The following is a 21,564-nucleotide window of genomic DNA, read 5'->3' as shown; positions in this document are numbered from 1 at the left end:
GTTAGTTAACTTATACGAAGAGCAAATCTGATAACCAGTCAAACTGGTAACCTTAAATCATCATCAATCATTAGAAAAGCTGCCGTTTTTGGATAAAACCACGTGACTGTAGTTTGCTTAGCATTAATTATTGATAAATCTGAGAGCCGTTAAATTGAGCAAACAAGCACTGTACAGCACTATAGTCATCACCGTGTATCCTCCATGAATGATAGTTCAATACTGTTGAATTATTGATCTGCCTGTTTATTAAAAAAACAGTAGTCAGGAATATTTTTTATTCTAAAAACCCAAAATCTGAGTCTATGAAAAAACAGACACTTAGTGTTCTTTTCTGTCTGATGGCTGTATTTGCCATTGTTTCCTGTAACAAAAACAATAGTAAAACCGAATCCAAACCCCAAGAGGTTAGCGATGCGACTTTAGCCCAGATCAAAGCCTATGGCTTCTCTACAAACGATGTTCACGCCACTGACAATGGTGTAATTGTAGAAGGAGATATCTTCCTTTCTCATGAGCAATTAGCACAAAAAGTTAGTGGTCCTACTTTGCAAGTGGCTAATACAGAGCAGTATCGCACTACCAACCTGGTAACTGGTCTGCCTCGTACTATCACTGTACTGGTAACTGGTCTTGGTAGCGCATTCATCGCAGGTGCTGATACCGCTATCGCCCGTTACAATGCACTGGGACTGCGTATCAAATTCCAACGCATTACTTCTGGTAAAGCTACTATCACTATTCAGGGCTTTAACCAAGGTCCATCTGGTGGTTACATTACTTTAGGTTCTTCTGGTTTCCCTACTAGCAGCGGCAACCCTTATGGTACAATCAAGATGAATACCAATCAGTATGCTTATGGATCTAATCCAAATGTTCTGTATGTAGGTTCCGTTATCCAACACGAAATTGGCCACTGTATTGGTATGCGTCATACCGACTATATGGACCGTTCTTATAGCTGCGGTGGTACTCCTACCAACGAAGGCACTGCAGGTGTAGGCGCTATTCAAATCCCTGGTACTCCTAGCGGTCCGGATGCTAACTCCTGGATGCTGGCATGCTCCAACGGTGGCAACCGTACTTTCAATGCCAATGATGTCATTGCAATGAACTACCTGTATCACTAATCGATTATAGGTGTAAGTAACTGGGAGATGCAGCCCGGGTTTCCCCCAAGACTAATTTTGGGTGTAAATCTGTCGAGCACATTTGGTTGCATCTCCCTAATACTTCCTGACAATACTTCCCACCGGTTTATCTAGTTTTTTTCTTTTTATCTCCATGGAAAAGAACCTTTGAGAAAAATCAATTGCATCAATATCCTGAATGTAAATAATGGCTGTAAACCCCTGCCAAACACAAGAGTAGACATCGGGCATTGCGATAAGGATGGTTACTACTACGGCTATACGAAAAATGAATATTTAGGTGATCATATCTCCCTAACAGCTACAATAAAACTACGATGTATTCTACTGAACCTATTGGTAGGAAGATGGTCTACCATTTTCTTCAAGATCATTAAAGTCATCACCGGTGGCGCATCATGCAGACGTATCCGGAGGTAGTCTTTCAGCCTTTCAATATATTTTATGCGATGCGTGTTGATTTTTAGCTCCTGGTAAGACGAGTGTACCACGATGTAATCCGTTTCCTTTTCTTCCGGTCGCTGTGGCATCAGTACAAACACTTTCTCCATCGAGCGCTCAAACGCGCTAGCGGCTCATCATCTATCACTATGTATTTTATCTCCATATAGTCCATCCAGTATGAGTGATACGAAAAAGATCCCATTCCGACTTTCAGTGGTCAACTGGTATCTTTCAGGATACAGATGTTCTAGCCGTTGCTTCGTATTGGCAATCCCAATGCCGGTGCGGTTTTCCTGCGGAAAGGATTTAAAAACGCGATTGGTACATTGGAAATGTACTTGGTCTGCGGTGATATCCAAGCGGATCTGAATTTCTGTTGCTTCATGATTACTGACACCAAATTTGAAGGCATTCTCCACAAAAGGCAGTAAGACCAATGGTGCAATACACTTAACACCAGGATCTCCAGTGATGGTGAATTGTACCTGTGTTTGTTTGCTAAGACGTAACCGTTGGAGATCAATGTAATCCGTCAGACATCCTATCTCTCCTTGCAATAACACATAATTCCGATTTTCTTCCGTTACATATCGCAACATATTCGACAGCTTCATGATACTGGGAGCAGCGAATTCATTATGGGTGATGGCCAGCGAATAAATATTGTTGAGTGTATTAAATAAGAAGTGCGGATTAATCTGCGCCTTCAGAAATGATAGCTCCGCCTGTGTTTTACGGGTTTCTGCATATAAAGCACGCTTCTCTGTTTGTCGCCAGCGATGTGTTGTTTCAATCGCCGCACTCAATGCGATGGTTAGCATAAACAGGAAGAAACTGATGTAATCCGGATGGAATCCCATTCTTACTGGCCCCGGAGGAAATCCGGGTGGGATGGGATGTCCTGCTGGTGGCTGCATACGAGGCGGATGCGGAAACCGCATCAACAAATGATCGAAGGGCTGCATCAGGTTGACCATCAGCAGCAACAGGATGATGGAAAGAAAATATAACAGGTACTGTTTCCTGAAGAACAATTGAGGCAACAGAAAATTTGTATGAAAATAAAAGAGTGCCGAATAAGTGATGACAAAAACAAAGAATTCCGGAGAGAATAATATGGCAAGTGCACGATTGCCATCGGTTTGTCCACCGACAAACAGCAGAGGTAAACTAATAAGTAGTAGCCAACCCGTTAGGTGGGCCAGCACAACAGAAGATTTTAACTGCATCATGCACGACAGAATTTAATACGCTTTTGAAATTTGGTTCAAAACGGCCAATATTCTGCTATTAACTCTGTAAACAACGGTATTATGTCGATGAATGATGTAAATTGCCAGCTTTATTAAAAGAATATAGGATATGTTGCTAAAATCAGTGAAGTCATGGATGCTGCTGGTACTTGTAGTACTGACGCAGCAAGTTTATGCTACTGAGGGAATGTGGTTACCGCAGTTGCTCTCCAATCTCAATGAAAAAGAGATGAAAGCTATGGGTATGAAAATCAGCGCCTCAGATATTTATAACATCAATAAAGGTAGCTTGAAAGATGCTATTGTTAGCTTTGGAGGTTTCTGTACTGCTGAAGTAATTTCCTCTCAAGGATTACTGCTGACTAACCATCACTGTGGTTATGATGCTATCCAGAAGCATTCTTCGCTGGAACACAATTACCTGGATCATGGGTTCTGGGCCAGAACAGCAGCCGAAGAATTGCCAAACCCAGGTCTTACCGCTACTTTTATCGTACGCATAGACGATGTGACCAAAGCTGCTACCCAAAATGTGAAAGCGGGTATGACAGAAAAGGAAAGACAGTCTGCCATTGATAAACAACTGGAAATCATCAAGCAACAGGTGAAGAAAGAATCCTGGCAAGACGCGATGATCAAACCTTTCTTCGAAGGCAATAAATACTATCTCTTTGTAACGGAAACTTATAAGGATGTAAGATTGGTAGGTGCGCCTCCCTCTTCTATCGGTAAATTCGGTTCTGATACCGATAACTGGGTATGGCCACGTCATACAGGCGATTTTAGCATGTTTCGCATCTATGCGGGTAAGGATGGTAAGCCAGCTCCTTATTCCCAGGATAACGTGCCTTTAAAGCCTAAATACTTCCTGCCAATTTCCATGAAAGGGGTGAAGAAAGATGATTTTACCATGGTAATGGGCTTCCCTGGCCGTACCACGGAATATCTCCCTTCTGAAGCGGTAAAACAAACCGTAGAGGTCCTGGACTTTGCAAAAGTAGGAATGCGCGACGCTGCCCTGAAAATCTGGGATGGCTATATGCGTAAAAATGAGCAAATCAAAATTCAATATGCCGCCAAATATGCTTCTACTGCCAACTACTGGAAGAAATGGCAAGGAGAGATGCTGGGGGTGAAAAAAACAGACGGTATCGCTAAAAAGCAACGTTATGAAGCGGAATACAATCAGTTGCTGAATGCGAATCCAGCTCTGAAACAACAATACGCTGGTGTACTGGATACCCTGAACGCACTGTATATCAAAATCAATCCATACGCACAGGCTCGTGATTATTACAACGAACTGGTGAAAAATGCGGAAATCCTGACTGCTGTGGATAAACTCATCGCTTTTGCGGATGATGTGGAAAGTCAAGGTGCTGGCCAGTATAATACCCTTAAAGATAAATTCATGGCATCCATGAAGGCTTTCTACCAGAACTATAACGCTGGTGTAGATAAAGATGTATTTATCAGCTTAATGGATATTTATGCTGCAAGAGTTCCAGCGGATTTCCGTAGTACCCGATTCAATACTTTATGGAGCAGCTTTAACAGCGATAGCCGCAAACTGGCGGATCAAGTATTTGCGTTGTCTAACCTGACATCCATGGATAAACTGTCGGCCGTAATGCAACAGCCGCAACAGGCTGCCCTGGCTACACTGGCAAAAGATCCTGCTGTGCAATTGGCTATTGTATTGCGTGAAGGTTATCGCGAGAAAGTAGCACCAGACTTAAATGCCCTGCAACTGGACATCAACAAGCGTCAACGTACTTATATGCAGGCGCAAATGGATGTTTTTGCGGGTAAAAAGAACTTCTACCCAGATGCAAACAGCACCTTGCGTGTTACTTACGGTAAAGTAGATGGCTACACGCCGGCAGATGGTATCAAGTACGATTACTATACCTGGTTGGATGGTGTAATGGAAAAATATATTCCTGGAGATTATGAGTTTGATGTGCCTGCAAAACTGATAGAGCTATATAAAAACAAAGACTACGGCAAGTATGGCGTAAATGGCAGAATGCCGGTATGTTTTATCGCGTCTAACCATACTACAGGCGGTAACTCTGGAAGCCCTGCGCTGAATGCAAACGGCCAACTGATCGGCCTGAACTTCGACCGTACCTGGGAAGGTACCATGTCTGATATCAACTATGATCCGTCTATCTGCCGGAATATCATGGTGGATATTCGCTATGTATTATTTGTAGTGGATAAATTCGCCGGTTGCAAACGCCTGGTGGATGAAATGAAATTGGTATACTAACAAAACTCTTCTGTCTGTCGTCCCTGCCCGCAGTGTATGGACGAGGAAAAGAGGATTTATCAAAAAGCATGTTGTCCCTGCCCAGCGGGCAGGGACAACGAAAAAAAGAGAGAAGGGAATTGATGTCGCAGACATCAATTCCCTTCTCTCTTTTTTTATATTTAGATCAGCTTACAGTTTACATTCGTAAACAATAGAACTACATCTGTCTACTTCCTTCAGTCCTCTTCTGTAAGAGCGTAAGCCCTGGAAGAAACCGGCCAGCAGCCTGCTTTTCCCGGTCTTATATTTTTCACTCAGCAAGCTTACATAGAACCCATCGAACACCATCGGATGTTTTTTAACTACCTTGATGTTATGTTGTGCCAGTAAAGATTCCATAGAAGTAGGAGAGAAGTGGTACAGGTGACGAGGTACATCGTAAGCCGCCCAGAATGCTTTATAATAGCTAGCATCCAGGGAGGTATAATTAGGTACGGCAATAATGATAGCACCGCCTGGTTTTACCAATTTACGGAGTTGGTCCAGGTAGTGGTGAAGGTCGTGTACATGTTCCAGTACATGCCACATCGTGATAGCATCGAATTCCTCTGCCGGGAGGGAGAAGAGTTGCTCTATTGGGAGCGCTTCTATACCGTACAATTGTTTGGCATTGGCACGGGCGGTTTCATCTGGTTCTAGTCCGGTTACGTCCCAACCTCCTGTTTTCATATAATGCAGGAAGGCGCCAGTTCCGCTTCCGATGTCCAGCAGTTTGCCCTGCTTTAGGCCAGTGGCAGACCTTACCCAGTTCTGTTTGGAACGCAGCGTGATTTTTCTAACGCTGTGATACAAGCGGTTGATTAAACCTTCCCTGGTTTCTGTGTGAGAAATGTATTCCTGTGACTGATAGTATTTGCCAATGCTGGCGCCATCTGGTACATTTTGTGTGAATCTTCCAGAACAGCCTCCGCAATGCCAGATACCGAAATTTTCTTTAGATACAGTGTAGTCTTTAGCAGTAAGCACTTCGTGAATTTGTGAGGAACCACAAAGCGGACAAGTATTACGGTAAATCAAAGTAATGCAGTTATTTTTTTGGCAAGTTAATATTAAAATATTTTATCCTTAGTGGTATTCTCCCCATTCGGCGCGTAACGCATCTGCAATTTCGCCGAGCGTAGCCAGATTTTCCACTGCTTCCACTACGAGCGGCATCAGGTTTTCATCTGTGTGTGCAGCCGCGCGGATACGTGTCAGTAAAGCGTTTACAGCGTCATTATTACGACGGGAGCGAAGATCTTCGAGGCGTTCTGACTGTACCTTCCGGATACTGTCATCCACGCGGAATACTTCCGGCGGTGTATCATCTTTCGTGGTAAATTTATTGACGCCTACTATTATTTTTTCATTGTTCTCAATTTCTTTCTGGTATCTGTAAGCACTCTTGGCGATTTCATCTTGCACAAACCCTTGTTCGATTGCGCTAACAGCGCCTCCCATGGCATCGATTTTTTGAATCAGTTCCCAGGCTTTGGTTTCCACTTCGTTGGTCAATGCTTCTACATAAAAAGATCCGGCTAATGGATCTACCGTATCAGCAATGCCACTTTCAAAACCTACGATCTGTTGTGTACGCAGGGCTATACGGGCAGCTTCCTCTGTTGGCAGAGACAAGGCTTCATCATAGCCATTGGTATGAAGGGATTGGGTACCGCCCAAGGTGGCAGCCATTGTTTGCACGGCTACACGTACTATATTGTTCAACGGTTGTTGTGCAGTGAGGGTACTGCCGCCCGTTTGTGTGTGGAATCGCAGCATCTGCGCCTTTGCATCCGTAGCGCCCAGTTCTTTAGTGATCTGTGCCCACATACGTCTGGCAGCACGGAATTTAGCCACTTCTTCAAAGAGGTGATTATGTGCATTGAAGAAGAACGACAAGCGTTTGGCAAATACGTTAATGTTCAGGCCTTTTTCAATAGCAGCTTTCAGATAGGCCTTCCCGTTAGAAAGGGTGAAAGCTAGCTCCTGTACTGCATTGGCACCGGCTTCACGAATGTGATATCCAGAAATGGAAATGGTATTCCACTTAGGTACTTCCCGACTACAATAATCAAAGATATCTGTGATTATACGCATGGAAGGTTTGGGTGGGTAGATGAAAGTCCCTCTGGCGGCGTATTCCTTCAATATATCGTTTTGTATCGTTCCTGAGATTTGCTTCAGATCTGCACCTTGTTTTTTAGCAAGTGCGATATAGAGTGCCAGCAGGATGAAGCCTGTGGCATTGATGGTCATAGATGTAGAGATTTTTTCCAGTTCAATTCCTTTGAACAATCGCTCCATATCTTCCAGCGAATCGATGGCTACTCCTACTTTTCCTACTTCTCCTTCTGACATGGCATGATCAGAGTCATATCCAATTTGTGTGGGAAGATCAAAGGCCACACTAAGTCCCATAACACCCTGACTTAGCAGGTAATGGTATCTGGCGTTAGAAGCTTCTGCAGTGCTGAAGCCAGCATACTGGCGCATTGTCCAGAGCTTGTCGCGGTACATGGTAGCATGTATACCTCTAGTAAACGGGAATTCTCCCGGCAGTTCGTGCATAGGCACTTCCTGGGTATACACCGGTGCGATAGAGATGCCTGAATCGGTCTGAATATTTTTTTCCATCTTAACTATAGTATCATTGCAATGTTACATAATTATTACGGTACTTCGTGGCTGGGAAAAATATTGATATTTGCAGATAAGTTAACTTCGTCTATGATTATCTACGCCTTATTGGGGTTGACCTTATTACTGGCTTTTGTCAGTCTGCGCCTGATATGGAAGGCGGGAAGCCGTCCCCTGAGGGTATCGTATAGTTACCTGGTAGCAGGCATTTCCCTTGGTCTGTTTCTTTATCTCTATGGTACCTGGGTTTATCTCAGTATTTATGCAAATTATTTGTTTGGAATACTCGCCCTGTTGTTTTTGTTTACTGGAATTTTTAGGAAGAAGAACAAAGCCGCAGTAGCACCAGCCTCTTGGCGTTTCCGTGCCAACCTTTTAATGTCGATGCTCCTCCTGGGCCTGACGGTGCTTTACTTTACTGGCACCACCGGTAGCAGCGATGTAGTGAGCCTTTCATTTCCGTTTAAAAAAGGTAATTACTTCGTCTTACAGGGTGGGAAAGGCTTACCCACTAACGTATTTCATTTTAGTCTGCGTGGGGCTGTGTATGCCATGGATATCGTAAAACTCAACCAGTATGGAGGTCGGGCAGACAAAGTGTTTTCAAAACGGTTGTCTGACTACGAAATTTTCGGCGATACATTATATGCACCGTGTAACGGTCGAATAGTGAGGGCTTATAGTAACAATCCGGACAATATTCCACCCAATATGAAAAGGGGCCCTAAAAATACGAATCAGGTACTGCTGGAAACGGATAGTACTTATATTTTCATGGGACATCTGCAGATGAACAGTGTGTTGGTGCGGGATGGGCAGGAGGTCGTGGCTGGTCAGCCGCTGGCTTGTATTGGGAATTCAGGCTTCAGTACAGAACCGCATTTACATATTCAGGTACATCGCCGCCAGGAGGGGATTCCCTGGTACTTGGGTCGCCCGATGTATATTCATTTCAACGGAGAAGGCTACCTGTTGAATGAAGTAATTCATAACAGATAGCCTTCAGTTGTGTGCAGTATTACCGCACTTATTTCATAATTTTTTTTGCTTCTGCGTTGATGATCTGTGCTACAAGCTCAGAGGGAGAGGCGCCTGCTTCCACGAATACTTCCAGGATATGTTTGTTGAGATCCATGGCCTGCGCTTCTGGGCCCAGACCTATGGCCACCTGGTTGATGACCGTAATGGTCTGATCTTTCAGGGTTTTAACGGCGTCCCATGCTTGGCTGGATACATAGATCTGCTGTGTTACATTGTGTTCATATTCCGCCTTGATATGGTGTACCAGGGCCATTTGCATGTCTACAGCACTCATACCTGGCTGGTAGATACGACCGATCAAGTTCTGTGGCGCAATACGGTCTACATACAACGCCATTCTTTCATAAGCCTGCAACTGCAAGGGAAGAATGGTACTGCGTTCGCCGCTGGTGGTCGCAACAGCCGGCTCCAGTGGCTGGGCAGGTTTCTTCTTGATCATATCCTTAACCGTACTGTATACCATCCAGATAGCTCCCGCGGCAAGTACGATATACAGTAATTTCTGCGTATCCATTGTATTGATTCAGGTTTTGAAATACAAATATAGAAAACAATTATATATAACTCTATTCACTAAAAAGGGATTTTTTAATTTTCGCTGTTATACAGTCCGAAAATTAAAAAATCCCCAGCATATTGGAAAACGAGGATTATTTCAGTTTGCCAAGCCACTCCTTCATGCGCGCTGCGCCTGCCTGGAGTTTGTCCATGGAGGTAGCGTAGGAGAGACGGATGCAATTAGGCTGCTGGAAGGCGCTACCAGTAACGGTAGACACATGTGCACGGTGTAAGAGGTACATGCAAAGGTCATCTGCATTTTTAATCATGTCTCCTTCGAAGGATTTGTTGAAGTAGGCACTAACATCCGGGAACATATAGAACGCTCCTTCCGGATCATTCACTTTCAGTCCTGGGATGGCTTTCAGCGCCTCATGAATATACTCCCGACGTTTTTTGAACTCGGCTACCATTTCATGAGCGGAGTCGAGACTGCCGGTGAGGGCAGTTACAGCGGCTTTCTGGGTAATGGAGCAGGTAGCGGAGGTAAACTGGCTCTGGATTTTATCGCAGGCTTTAGCGATTTCCAGTGGCGCAGCGAGGTAACCCAGGCGCCAGCCTGTCATCGCAAATCCTTTACTGAGGCCGTTGATAATGATCGTTCTATTTTTCAGGTCACCAAATTGAGCGATACTTTCGTGAGCGCCCACGTAGTTGATATATTCGTAAATCTCATCGGAAATGATGAAGATCTCAGGATGCTTTTCAAATACTGCTGCCAGTGCTGCCAGTTCATCTTTTGAGTAAACAGAACCGGTAGGATTGCAGGGAGACGAGAACATAAACAGCTTGGTCTTTGGCGTAATAGCCGCTTCCAACTGTGCAGGTGTTATCTTGTAATTGTTTTCAATGCTGGAGGGTACGAATACTACTTCGCCTTGGCAAAGTTTCACTTGTTCGGAATAAGTTACCCAATATGGAGTAGGGATGATGACCTCATCACCAGGATTTACCAATGCCAGTACAGCATTAGCTAAGGCTTGTTTAGCGCCGGTGGTCACTACGATCTGTTCTGGCGTGTATTCAAGACCGTTATCACGTTTCAATTTATGCACAATAGCTGCACGCAGGTCAGCGATACCAGCTACTGGTGTATAATGGGTAAATCCTTCGTCGATGGCTTTCTTGGCAGCCGCGCGAATATGTTCGGGCGTATCAAAGTCAGGTTCTCCAATACTAAGGTCCACAATGTCTATTCCCTGGGCTTTCAGCTCACGTCCGAGCTTGGCCATTTTGATTGTCTGCGGCTCTGAAATGCGAGAGAGCCTTTCTGCAAGTTGATTCATAAGCTAAATGTAGGATTGACCTGAGCAAACCTACAGAAAAAAAAGAAAAATATCTTCGAAAGATATTGGGAGGTGCCGTATAAACGCAGAATGGACCGGATGTCCGGTCCATTCTAGGTTTGCTGGTAGCAATATTTTCAGGGCTTAGTAAGCCGCATAAATAACGTTGGTGCTCAGTTTGTCATTACCAGTGCTGTTAGCATTGCCAGTCAGGTAACCGGTATACACTGCACCAGTAGTCATAGAACCTACTGAGAGGGAATTATTGGTGGCCAGAACGGAGTCGCTACCTGCTTTTTTCACAGTAATAGAAGTCACGTTCACCAGGTTGGTCAGCAGTTGCAGACTAGGGTCGAAGCTGTCTCCCACAAAGTTTACATTGGAGGCAACTTTGTTACTACCTAGGAAAATATCCACAGGACCCGCATTTTCAGACATATTGTAGAAACGGAAGTTCACTGCAGTAGCACTGTAGTTAGACAGGTCTGTGCTAACAATAGCGGATCTGATAGGCTTAATGCCGTAGATGAACAATGAATAGTACTTCAGGCTATCCAACTGGGCAGAAGAAGATGTCAGCACGGAATCAGAGGTTCCGTCAGTCACTTTGTAAGTGTATTGTCCGCCATAATTTCCGAAAGCAGAACCGATAGGGCCCGTGAGTGCGGTTTTGTTCTTTTTAGTTCCATTTTCATACAGGTTGATGGAACCTGGATAGGTAGACGTATTAGCTAACATCATCCAAAAAGTAGGTCGTTGGTTGGCAACGTTTACATTGTTTTTCAGACAGGAAGTCAGCCCCAGTGTGGTGGCTATGAGCATAACAATAGCCCCGATACGCATTTTCTTAGTTAGCATCTCTCAGTTTTTATTTTGTATGAATTTTTATCTTTTTTCAGTTGTTCTCGACTTAGACCTTTGGTTGAAAGCGGCTCAGGTCTGGTATTACTTTCCTCGGCCTTTCCAGTTCCATCTCATAAATCATTGCTCCTAGTGCCTGTAGGAATGGTTTTCCAATATTTTCAAATGAATGGTGGTCATCACCTAAGATGCCATCCTTGTTGACATAGACCGTGGCTGACAAGAGGAATTCAATATTATTTCTAAAGTCAGCAATATAAGCAGTGTCCGTCAAAAATCCATATGCCCAACCTGGCTTATTGAATATCCGTATATCTGACGGGATGTTTGCTTGTTTGTTGCCTCCGTACAGTAAGAACTTTACATAAGACTGGTGGTACTGTTGTGGATCATATACAGGATCGGTTGATTCCGCAGGATATTGCGACATACAACGATACAAAAAATCATAATCACTTTCATTTAAACGGTAACGTTGCTCATTTGTTACAGCCTCCGGAAAAAAAATACTGCGCATGATTTCATGGAGGGATGCCAAGGGTAACCGATTGCGGATGGAGAAGTCCATCGGACCTTCCTGTAACACGCCTTTATGGTCATACCAGGCTTTCCCGATGCGGTCTTCTCTGGCGGCAAAGGCCAATTGGCTACAGGTATCAGGCTGCTCATAAATCACCTGATCCTGGTGTTTGAATTGCATGCCATTGGAATACCGGTTCGCTTCCTCGTGCAGCGGGAGGCCTACCCGATGCCGGATTTGCACATCTCTGTATCCGTTTTCCCATAGTCGTCTATTAAAAGCCTCTTGGCCAATGAACTCATACAGGCGGTTATAGGCGTCGTTATCACTAATCAGGAATATTTTTTTGATATAGTGTGCAATGGATGCCTGTCCAGATGCCGCTGAATGGTCTTGCTGCACGCCGGTATTGACGCCTGGAATAGAATTAATATATAATGGTGTATGTATATTTAAATTATTAATATCTAAATCTCGAATCTTTTCCATCGCCAGGATGGCAGCAGGAAGTTTGACCGTAGAAGCGGGGTAGAAGTAGCCGCCCGTCTGGAAATGGTAATCCCGGAACAGTGGTCGTTGCTGTTCATTCCGGTCAATCCGGGTATAAATGATTTGTAGCCGGTAATCTTTTGCCTGGCTGAAAATAGCCTCCAGTATACCTTTTCTATGCCTCCACCAGGATTCCCGGAAATTATCTATTGGTCGATAATAAAGGGTTTGCATATATTTGTCGGTATTAACGCGCTGTAAAGCAATGGAAATATATTGAATTCCAATAGAAACCAGAATCGCAGATTTGTAATTTTTTTGTGCCAACATACCCGTAAACACAAGCCGGTAGCTAATTTGCGCCTATTTTCGAAAGGGCTTTAATATATCAATTTAAATTCTATCTTTGCAACTCTTAAAAATTTTTTATTATAAACCCGAAACAAACAATATGCAACTTAAAGGACTGGTAAGATTTTTTGCCATCGCACTGATCCTTATCTCTTTGTACCAATTGTCCTTCACGTTTTTGGTGCGGAACTATGAGAAGAAGATAGAGCAGCAGGCCGAAACCGATGTGGCCAAAGAATATCCCTCCGCCGACAAGAAATATCCTGGTGATTCTACATTACAGGGGTTCTATTCTGATACGCTGAAGGGTTTTGTAAAACAAAGAAGACAAGAGATCGTGGATAGCACCAGCAATAAAGAGATTGCAGGGTTTCCATGGAACGTTACCTACAACAAGGCGAAAGAAAAGGAACTGAACCTCGGTCTGGACCTCGTGGGTGGTATGAACGTAGTACTGGAAGTAAGCGTTGAAGATGTAATCCGCGCTTTATCCGGTCAGTCCAAAGACCCAGCTTTCAACAAAGCACTGGACCTGGCTAAAGAGAAAAGAAAAACTAGCCAAACAGACTTTGTTACTTTGTTCGGGCAAACTTATGCGGAGGTTGCTCCAGAGGGCAAACTGGCGAACATCTTCGCAAACGCATATCAGAAAGATATCAATTTCAACTCTTCCAACCAGCAGGTACTGGACATGATTCGTAGAGAATCACGTGCTGCCATTAAAAATACCTATATCGTACTGCAAAAACGTATTGATAAATTCGGTGTGGCACAACCAAATATCAGCCTGGATGAAAATAAAGGTCTTATCTCTGTAGAACTGGCCGGTGTAGACAACGCTGAACGCGTTCGTAAATACCTGCAAGCTACCGCTAACCTGGAATTCAGAGAGGTATACAAAAACAGCCCTGAAGTATTCCAGACCATTCTGACCCCTATGAACGAGGCGGTTAAGAATTCTCTGGGTAATGCTCCTGAAAAAGTAGATACCGCTAAAGCGGCTACTACTACTGCTGCCAACACTAAAGCTAATCCTGCTGATACTTCAAAAGACGGCAGTCTGAGCGACTACCTCGCTAAGAAAGACTCTGGTAAAGGCGCTAAAGCTGATACCGGTCTGATTGCTAAAGATGCTAAACTGAAAGCTGCACAGAAAGAAAATCCGCTGTTCACCATCCTGTTCCCTCGCCTGGATCAGAACAATAACATTGTTCCTTCTCCTAGCGTTGGTTTCATGATGCCTAAAGATACAGCTACCTTCCGTCGCTACCTGGCGATGCCTGCAGTACAAGCGGTTCTCCCTAAAGATGCCGTTTTCGCTTTCGGTCCTGAAAACAAAACTGATAAACACGGCCCGCTGGAAGTTTATATCCTGAAAGTAAACCCAGCTAACCCTGCTCCACGCGTTGGTGGCGATAGAGTGATCGAAGCGCACCAAGACGTTGACCAGAACAACCAGCCTGAAATCAGCATGACCATGGATAACCAGGGTGCACACGAGTGGAGAAAACTCACTGCTGAACTGGCTCCAACCGATCATAACAATCCTGCTACCTTCAACTACGTTGCGGTAGTACTCGATAACATCGTTTATTCTGCTCCTTCTATCCAGAATGAAATCGCTGGTGGTCGTTCTTCTATCACTGGTAGCTTCACTCCAGAAGAAGCAGGTGACTTGGCTAATATCCTGAAATCAGGTAAAATGCCTGCTCCTGCAAAAATCGTTCAGGAACAAATCGTAGGACCAACCCTGGGTGCTGAATCCATCGCGGCTGGTGCTAAATCCTTCCTGATCTCTTTTGTTATCATCTTCGTACTGATGCTGGTTTACTATAACAGCGCTGGTTGGGTTGCGAATATCGCACTGATCCTGAACCTCCTGTTTACCTTCGGTATCCTGTCGTCCCTGGGCGCTACGCTCACAATGGCTGGTATCGCGGGTCTGGTACTCACTATCGGTATGGCTGTGGATACAAACGTAATCATCTTCGAAAGAATCAAGGACGAACTCACCCACGGTGAATCTTATCAATCCGCTATCGAAAAAGGTTACAAAAGATCACTGGCTCCTGTATTGGATGGTCACGTAACTTCCTTACTGACAGCTTGTATCCTGTTCTACTTCGGTCTCGGTCCTGTACTGGGCTTCGCAACTACCCAGATCATCGGTCTGTTACTGTCCCTGTTCTGCGGTATCCTGGTTTCCCGTATGGTTACTGACTGGTGGACTAACAAGAAAAGACACTTCGAATACTTCACGCCAATTTCTCGTAAAGTATTCAAACACGCTGCTTTCGATTTCGTTGGTAAACGTAAAATCGCTTACGTGATCTCTGCATTCGTAATGGTAGCTGGTATCTCTTCTTTCTTCCATGGTTTCGATCACGGTATCGATTTCTCTGGTGGTCGTAGCTTCACCGTTCGTTTCGAACACCCAATGAACTCTGACCATGTAAGAGAAGCCCTGAAACAAGAATTCGGTTCTGAACCTTACGTGAAAACAATTGGTAACACCAACCAGTTGAACATCACTACTGCTTACAAAATCGAAGAACAAAGCATTGAAGTAGATAAAGAAGTTACAGATAAACTGTACCACGGTCTGAAAAAATACTACAATACGAACGTAACACCTGAAGTATTCGCTTCTCGTTATATCGTTGGATCTCAGACAGTATCTCCAACTATCTCCGATGACCTGCGTGCAGGTGCGGTAAAAGCAACAGTGCTGTCTATCGTAGTAATCTTCCTGTATATCCTGCTGCGTTTCAGCAAATGGCAATATTCGATCGGTACTATCTTCTCCCTGCTGCACGACGTACTCGTTACCCTGGCAGTATTCTCTTGGTGCAGAAGCTTCGTTCCATTCACATTGGAAATTGACCAGCACTTCATCGCGGCTATCCTGACCGTTATCGGGTTCTCCATGAATGATACCGTTATCGTGTTCGACCGTATCCGTGAATACTTCCGTACCGGCGCACATGGTAGAGACCGCGATACTGTTATCAATAAAGCGATCAACGATACCCTCAGCCGTACAGTGATGACATCTCTGACTGTATTCCTGACCATCTTGATCCTGTTCATCTTCGGTGGTGAAGTAACCCGTGGCTTTGCATTCGCAATGTTGATCGGTGTAATCACCGGTACTTACTCCTCTATCTTCGTAGCGGCTCCAGTACTGGTAGACTTCGACAAGAAAAATGAACTGGCGAACGAAAGCGATGTACTCGCTGCTTCTAAGAAAGATCTGGCTAGCAGCAAATAGTAAGCTTCCTATTAGAGAAAATGTTTGATAGATATAAGGCTGTCTCTTCGGAGACAGCCTTTTTTATTTGGTTGCCTTCTCCTGAATCCTGCTGCCAGCGCAGCGCCACCGCCCGAAGGGCGGAATAAAAAAACCAACATCGAAGATGTTGGTTTAAATACAATAATTCATATTGTTGAACAGTAAAGTTGACATCTTCGATGTCAACTTTCGAGGTTCCGGGCTTCGCCCGGTTGCTGCCGCAAAGGCAGATATGTAAAGACTATTGCGGCGTAATAAATACAAATCCGCTGCCCTGGTCATTTTGCTGGTAATCTACCTGCATCCCTGCCAGGTACATACTATGTGCTTTCTTGATAATGACCGGAATGCCTTCAATATCCAATAACTGGTCATCTTCAGCTTTATCGTCAAATCCAATCATATAGCCCATGCCGGAACAGCCGCCACCTTTTACGCCTATACGTAGATAGGGGAAGGATGCGGTAGTAGCCAACAACTGTTTCACCACCAATTGCGCGGCGGGAGTCAGCGTTAGGAGCGCCATCTTGCCTGCTTCCATTTTTCAAAGTTTAGAAGTCAAAGGTAGGAAATGGACCGCTGAAAAAAGGTTATTGCTTTTCCTTTGCGAGGGCGAGGAGCTGCTCGTGTAATGCCAATACCTGTGGGATGACCATATGTTGCTCATCATTATAGACCACATAGTCGCACAAACGCATTTTAATCACTTCATCTATTTGTTTATAGACGCGTGCCAGGACGTCGTTACGGGAGATATTGTCCCGCTTCATCACTCTATGTACACGAAGGGGGAGTGGTGCGCTTACGCCAATGATTTTATCCAAGTAATGGAAGGATTCTGTTTCAAAGAGGAGAGCGGCTTCCTTGAGTACATAAGGGGTTGTCTGTTCGGCAGCCCATTTGTCGGAATCGAGGATGGTAGCCGGATGTACAAGGGAATTCAGGAGTTCGAGCTTACTTTTATCGTTGAAAACGATCGTGGCCAGGTGTTTCCGGTTTAGCGTGCCATCGGCGCCATAGACCTGGTCCCCAAAATGATAGCTTACCTTGTTTGCCAGGTCTTTATCCCTGACAAGAATATCTTTTGCTTTTTCATCGGCGTAATATACCGGTACGCCCAGTAATTCAAATATTTTGCTAACGGTGCTTTTGCCCGAGCCGATGCCTCCTGTGATTCCAACCTTTAACATACTATCCAATTTAATGAAAAATGCATAAAACAAAGCCGGTGCAAAGAATTTATTCTCTGCACCGGCTGAAATATGTAAGCGGGCTAATTAAGCCTTAACGCCAGTAGTTCTTTGTTGTAACTGTTGGGTGTATTCCATGCTGATAGTAGAACGCTCGATAGTCAGGTAAGTACCTGCAGCTACTTCCAGTACCATTGTACCATCATCATTGAATTTTTTCACTTTACCGTGAATACCAGCAATGGTAACGATTTTATCACCCTCTTTCAGGTTTTCGATAAACAGTTTTTGCTGTTTAGCTTTTTTAGTCTGAGGACGGATCATGAAAAAGTACATTACTACGAACATACCACCAAAGATCAGCAGAGATGGTAAAGAGCTAGCACCACCGCCTTGTGCAGGAGCTGCTAATAAAACATTCAGCATTGTCATTTATAATTGATTTTAATAGTTTAATTTAATTACTTGCGGATAATATTACAGCGGATAATAGGCCCTTCCTGGAAAGCGCCGCCATTGTTCAAACGGAGCGATACTTCTTTCTGGGTATATCCTTCTTTACCTGCACTGTCAAATATTACCTTAATGAAGCCGGATTGTCCTGGTTTTAGGGGCTCTTTAGGCCATTCTGGTACTGTACAGCCACAGCTAGAGATGGCATCCTCAATCACTAGATCCTGTTTGCCAGTATTGGTAAACTTAAAGGAGTATTCTACTTTCTCACCTTGGGTGATCTCACCGAAATCATGGATCTTCTCCTCAAAAGTGATCGCAACATCTTTGTTGACGATGGTTTTAGACTGAATGGAATCCATAGCAGCAGCTTTCCCAACGGCATTGCCATTACAGGCAGCCAGGAAGAAACAACCAGAGGCAAGGAGATAGCACAGTGTTTTCATTGTTGATGCTATTTTTAGTGAAAATAGTGTTTCCGCTTATTTTTTAGGGCGATCCTGTTTTTTTACCAACTGTTCTTTTTCCAGATCTTTCAGGATATTATCCAGGATACCATTGATAAATTGACCACTCTGCGGGGTGCTGTAAGCTTTCGCCAGGTCAATGTATTCGTTGATGGTTACTTTAGTAGGGATGGTAGGGAAGTAGAGGAATTCACATACACCCATTTCCATCAGTAACATATCTACGGCAGCAATACGTTCCGGATCCCAGTTCTGCAGCTTAGGCTTGATGAGCTCCAGGCAGTATTCTTTTTTATCGATTACTGTCAACAGCAGTTCCTTTGCATAATCCAGCTTCTCTTTGCTGATTAGCTGCATGAAATTGAACAGGTGCGGTTTGTTGAAATAATTACTGAGAAGGATATGCATCATCTCTTCATCATCGCCCCAGTGGAGGAAAGTATCTTCCATGTGCTGGATGAAGAGCTCGTTTTTAGCCAGTATCTCTTTATAGATGAACTCCAGTATTTCTTTTTCTCCGCCCTTAGTCCGCTGTTCATCCGCAATATAGGCTTTATATGCGTCTGTGGCAATTAGCAGATTGTACATCTTGCGGATCAAGTCTTCATCCACCAGGCGTTTCATTTTCCATTGTTCCAAATTTACCTGGAAACCACGGTCATTTATAATCTGATAAATGAATTCATTGCCTGCAATTTTAGTATTTACCTGCAGGTCCTCAGCGGAGGGTAAATGTTTGGAAGCACGGGCCTGCGCGTCTGTCTCTGCATATTGCGCCACCTGTGCCACGGAATAAAGTAAATAAGTAAAGATCTGGCAGGTCTGATCCAGCTTTTCATTCAAAAGTCTGGTAGCCGTACCCGGCTTAATACTGCTTTGCTCCATCGTTTCCAGGGCATAAAGTGTTTGCATTACTTTAACCCGGATATTTCTTCTACTGATCATCGTATAAAAAAGAACTGGTATAAGGGCGCAAAACTAGAGAAAAAAATCGATATTTACGGATTCAGGACCTTTTCCGGCACTTAAATTCATAGATTCCAGCATGGTCCTGTCATTTTTTCCTGGTCTCAAAGCTGATTTGTCAGTGTGAATGACATAGTTAGACAGTCTTAGCTGAAAATTTGACCCAAACAGGCCCTTGGCATAATTCTCGAGGGCGATCTAAACACAAAAATTCAACTGAATTCTTTAAATAAAAACTACTATGGCTAAAAAATTAAGTATTAAACCTTTAGCTGACAGGGTAATTGTGAAACCTGCAGCAGCAGAAGAAAAGACAGCTGGTGGTATCATTATCCCAGATACTGCAAAAGAAAAGCCTCAGAAAGGCACTGTTGTAGCGGCTGGTCCTGGCAAAAAAGATGAGCCTGTAACTGTTAAGGTGGGTGATACTGTACTCTACGGTAAATATTCCGGAACTGAGATCAGCATCGAAGGTGACGACTACTTAATCATGCGTGAATCTGACATCCTGGCTGTAGTTTAATACAAGCAGGAATTTTCCCCGGTTAATTGTTTTAATCTCTAAATTTTTACTCTAAAGAATTATGGCAAAGCAAATATTCTTCGATATAGAAGCCCGCAACAAAATGAAAAAGGGCGTTGACGTACTGGCTGACGCAGTGAAAGTAACCCTGGGTCCTAAAGGCCGTAACGTAGTAATCGAGAAAAAATTCGGCGCTCCTGCTGTTACCAAAGATGGTGTTTCCGTTGCTAAAGAAATCGAACTGGAAGATCCAATCGAAAACATGGGCGCACAAATGGTGAAGGAAGTTGCTTCCAAAACCGCAGATCTGGCTGGTGATGGTACTACCACCGCTACCGTTCTGGCTCAATCTATCATTGGCGAAGGTCTGAAAAACGTAGCTGCAGGTGCTAACCCAATGGACCTGAAACGCGGTATCGACAAAGCCGTTAAAGGTATCGTTGAGAACCTGAAAAAACAATCTGAAAAAGTTGGTAACGACAACAAAAAAATCGAACAGGTTGCTACTATCTCCGCTAATAACGACAGCGAAATTGGTAAACTGATTGCTGAAGCAATGAAAAAAGTTACCAAAGATGGCGTTATCACTGTAGAAGAAGCTAAAGGTACTGATACTACCGTTGAAGTAGTAGAAGGTATGCAGTTCGACCGCGGTTACCTCTCTCCATATTTCATTACCAACAGCGAAAAAATGCAGGCTGAACTGCAGAACCCTTACATCCTGATCTACGATAAAAAGATCAGCACCATGAAGGATATTCTGCACATCCTGGAGAAAGTTGCTCAACAAGGCGCTCCACTGGTGATCATCTCCGAAGATCTGGAAGGTGAAGCACTGGCTACCCTGGTTGTAAACAAACTGCGTGGTACCCTGAAAGTTGCTGCTGTTAAAGCTCCTGGCTTTGGTGACAGAAGAAAAGATATGCTGCAAGACATCGCTGTTCTGACCGGCGGTATCACTATCTCTGAAGAACAAGGTTATAAACTGGAAAACGCTGACCTGACTTACCTGGGTCGTGCAGAATCCGTTACCATCGATAAAGACAACACTACTATCGTAGGTGGTCGTGGTCAGAAAAAAGATATCCAAGCTCGTATCGGCCAGATCAAAGCACAGATCGAAGTAACTACTTCCGATTACGATCGTGAAAAATTACAAGAACGCCTGGCTAAACTGTCTGGTGGTGTTGCTGTTCTCTACGTAGGTGCTGCTACCGAAGTAGAAATGAAAGAGAAAAAAGATCGCGTTGATGACGCTTTACACGCTACCCGCGCTGCCGTTGAAGAAGGTATCGTTCCTGGTGGTGGTGTTGCTTACATCCGCGCTATCGAAAGCATCGAAAAACTGAAAGGTGAAAACGAAGACGAACAAACTGGTATCGCTATCGTTAAACGCGCTGTTGAAGAACCGCTGCGTCAAATCACCGCTAACGCTGGTATCGAAGGCTCTATCGTAGTTCAGAAAGTAAAAGAAGGTAAAGCGGACTTCGGTTTCAACGCTCGTACCGAAACTTACGAAAAAATGCTGTCTGCGGGTGTTATCGACCCAACTAAAGTGAGCCGCATCGCTCTGGAAAATGCTGCATCCATCGCTGGTATGCTGCTGACCACCGAATGCGTTATCGCTGACAAACCAGAACCTAAATCCGCTGCTCCTGCTATGCCAGGCGGTCACGGTATGGGTATGGACTACTAATAAGTACTCTCCTTATAGAAAAAAACTCTTCCAGACATGGAAGAGTTTTTTTTATGCGTTAATTTAACTTCCTTGTAACTTTCCCCGATT

General features: G+C 44.1%; 19 protein-coding genes. 6 read left to right on the top strand and 13 right to left on the bottom strand.

Features of this window, described 5'->3' with window-relative positions:
- Positions 1-305 precede the first annotated feature (305 nt).
- Entirely contained in the window at positions 306-1,130 is an 825-nt protein-coding gene (locus JO154_RS07965) for a M57 family metalloprotease (RefSeq protein ID WP_291943502.1), read from the top strand.
- Between the two features lie 305 nt (positions 1,131-1,435).
- On the opposite strand, the gene JO154_RS07960 is transcribed toward JO154_RS07965, so the two are convergent.
- Positions 1,436-1,702 carry a LytTR family transcriptional regulator DNA-binding domain-containing protein gene (locus JO154_RS07960; protein WP_291943499.1) on the bottom strand — a complete coding sequence of 89 codons (267 nt, stop codon included), beginning with the start codon at positions 1,700-1,702 and terminating at the stop codon, positions 1,436-1,438.
- Between the two features lie 27 nt (positions 1,703-1,729).
- Positions 1,730-2,827 carry a sensor histidine kinase gene (locus JO154_RS07955; RefSeq protein WP_291943496.1) on the bottom strand — a complete coding sequence of 366 codons (1,098 nt, stop codon included), beginning with the start codon at positions 2,825-2,827 and terminating at the stop codon, positions 1,730-1,732.
- Positions 2,828-2,957: 130 nt separating this feature from the next.
- On the opposite strand from JO154_RS07955, the gene JO154_RS07950 reads away from it, so the two are divergent.
- Positions 2,958-5,123, top strand: coding sequence for a S46 family peptidase (locus tag JO154_RS07950; RefSeq protein WP_291943494.1), 2,166 nt, complete (start codon positions 2,958-2,960; stop codon positions 5,121-5,123).
- Between the two features lie 171 nt (positions 5,124-5,294).
- On the opposite strand, the gene JO154_RS07945 is transcribed toward JO154_RS07950, so the two are convergent.
- The gene (locus tag JO154_RS07945) at positions 5,295-6,182 is read right to left on the bottom strand and encodes a class I SAM-dependent methyltransferase (RefSeq protein ID WP_291943492.1); all 888 of its coding nucleotides are present in this window, start codon (positions 6,180-6,182) and stop codon (positions 5,295-5,297) included.
- Positions 6,183-6,230: 48 nt separating this feature from the next.
- The gene (locus JO154_RS07940) at positions 6,231-7,778 is read right to left on the bottom strand and encodes a methylmalonyl-CoA mutase (protein WP_291943489.1); all 1,548 of its coding nucleotides are present in this window, start codon (positions 7,776-7,778) and stop codon (positions 6,231-6,233) included.
- Positions 7,779-7,799: 21 nt separating this feature from the next.
- Between JO154_RS07940 and JO154_RS07935 the strand changes: the two genes are divergently transcribed.
- Positions 7,800-8,780, top strand: coding sequence for a M23 family metallopeptidase (locus tag JO154_RS07935; protein WP_291943486.1), 981 nt, complete (start codon positions 7,800-7,802; stop codon positions 8,778-8,780).
- A gap of 28 nt (positions 8,781-8,808) precedes the next feature.
- On the opposite strand, the gene JO154_RS07930 is transcribed toward JO154_RS07935, so the two are convergent.
- The 4 genes from JO154_RS07930 to JO154_RS07915 form a co-directional block, all read right to left on the bottom strand.
- Positions 8,809-9,336, bottom strand: coding sequence for a hypothetical protein (locus JO154_RS07930; protein WP_291943484.1), 528 nt, complete (start codon positions 9,334-9,336; stop codon positions 8,809-8,811).
- Positions 9,337-9,472: 136 nt separating this feature from the next.
- Positions 9,473-10,666 (bottom strand): pyridoxal phosphate-dependent aminotransferase, encoded by a 1,194-nt coding sequence (locus JO154_RS07925; protein WP_291943481.1) that lies wholly within the window; start codon positions 10,664-10,666, stop codon positions 9,473-9,475.
- A gap of 144 nt (positions 10,667-10,810) precedes the next feature.
- Positions 10,811-11,524 carry a DUF4397 domain-containing protein gene (locus JO154_RS07920; protein WP_291943478.1) on the bottom strand — a complete coding sequence of 238 codons (714 nt, stop codon included), beginning with the start codon at positions 11,522-11,524 and terminating at the stop codon, positions 10,811-10,813.
- A gap of 52 nt (positions 11,525-11,576) precedes the next feature.
- Positions 11,577-12,770, bottom strand: a complete 1,194-nt coding sequence (locus tag JO154_RS07915; protein ID WP_291943474.1) for a serine hydrolase — start codon at positions 12,768-12,770, stop codon at positions 11,577-11,579.
- A gap of 217 nt (positions 12,771-12,987) precedes the next feature.
- Between JO154_RS07915 and secDF the strand changes: the two genes are divergently transcribed.
- Positions 12,988-16,158, top strand: a complete 3,171-nt coding sequence (gene secDF / locus JO154_RS07910) for a protein translocase subunit SecDF (RefSeq protein WP_291943471.1) — start codon at positions 12,988-12,990, stop codon at positions 16,156-16,158.
- Between the two features lie 262 nt (positions 16,159-16,420).
- On the opposite strand, the gene JO154_RS07905 is transcribed toward secDF, so the two are convergent.
- The 5 genes from JO154_RS07905 to nusB form a co-directional block, all read right to left on the bottom strand.
- Positions 16,421-16,720, bottom strand: coding sequence for an iron-sulfur cluster assembly accessory protein (locus tag JO154_RS07905; RefSeq protein WP_291943468.1), 300 nt, complete (start codon positions 16,718-16,720; stop codon positions 16,421-16,423).
- 49 nt (positions 16,721-16,769) lie between these two features.
- Positions 16,770-17,369: a dephospho-CoA kinase gene (coaE, locus tag JO154_RS07900; RefSeq protein ID WP_291943465.1), complete on the bottom strand. Its 600-nt coding sequence runs from the start codon at positions 17,367-17,369 to the stop codon at positions 16,770-16,772.
- Between the two features lie 87 nt (positions 17,370-17,456).
- Complete coding sequence (gene yajC / locus JO154_RS07895; protein ID WP_291943462.1) at positions 17,457-17,801, bottom strand: preprotein translocase subunit YajC; 345 nt, start codon at positions 17,799-17,801, stop codon at positions 17,457-17,459.
- 29 nt (positions 17,802-17,830) lie between these two features.
- Positions 17,831-18,268 (bottom strand): DUF1573 domain-containing protein, encoded by a 438-nt coding sequence (locus JO154_RS07890; RefSeq protein WP_291943458.1) that lies wholly within the window; start codon positions 18,266-18,268, stop codon positions 17,831-17,833.
- A gap of 36 nt (positions 18,269-18,304) precedes the next feature.
- Positions 18,305-19,201: a transcription antitermination factor NusB gene (gene nusB / locus JO154_RS07885; RefSeq protein WP_291943455.1), complete on the bottom strand. Its 897-nt coding sequence runs from the start codon at positions 19,199-19,201 to the stop codon at positions 18,305-18,307.
- A gap of 295 nt (positions 19,202-19,496) precedes the next feature.
- On the opposite strand from nusB, the gene JO154_RS07880 reads away from it, so the two are divergent.
- Together JO154_RS07880 and groL are read left to right on the top strand one after the other, a co-directional pair.
- Positions 19,497-19,778, top strand: a complete 282-nt coding sequence (locus JO154_RS07880) for a co-chaperone GroES (protein ID WP_111590811.1) — start codon at positions 19,497-19,499, stop codon at positions 19,776-19,778.
- A gap of 61 nt (positions 19,779-19,839) precedes the next feature.
- Complete coding sequence (gene groL / locus JO154_RS07875) at positions 19,840-21,474, top strand: chaperonin GroEL (protein WP_291943451.1); 1,635 nt, start codon at positions 19,840-19,842, stop codon at positions 21,472-21,474.
- Positions 21,475-21,564 lie beyond the last annotated feature (90 nt).

The organism is Chitinophaga sp. (assembly GCF_019236475.1).
GTDB lineage: Bacteria > Bacteroidota > Bacteroidia > Chitinophagales > Chitinophagaceae > Chitinophaga.
Note: the sequence above shows the minus strand (reverse complement) of the source record. Positions and strands in the feature narration are given on the sequence as shown.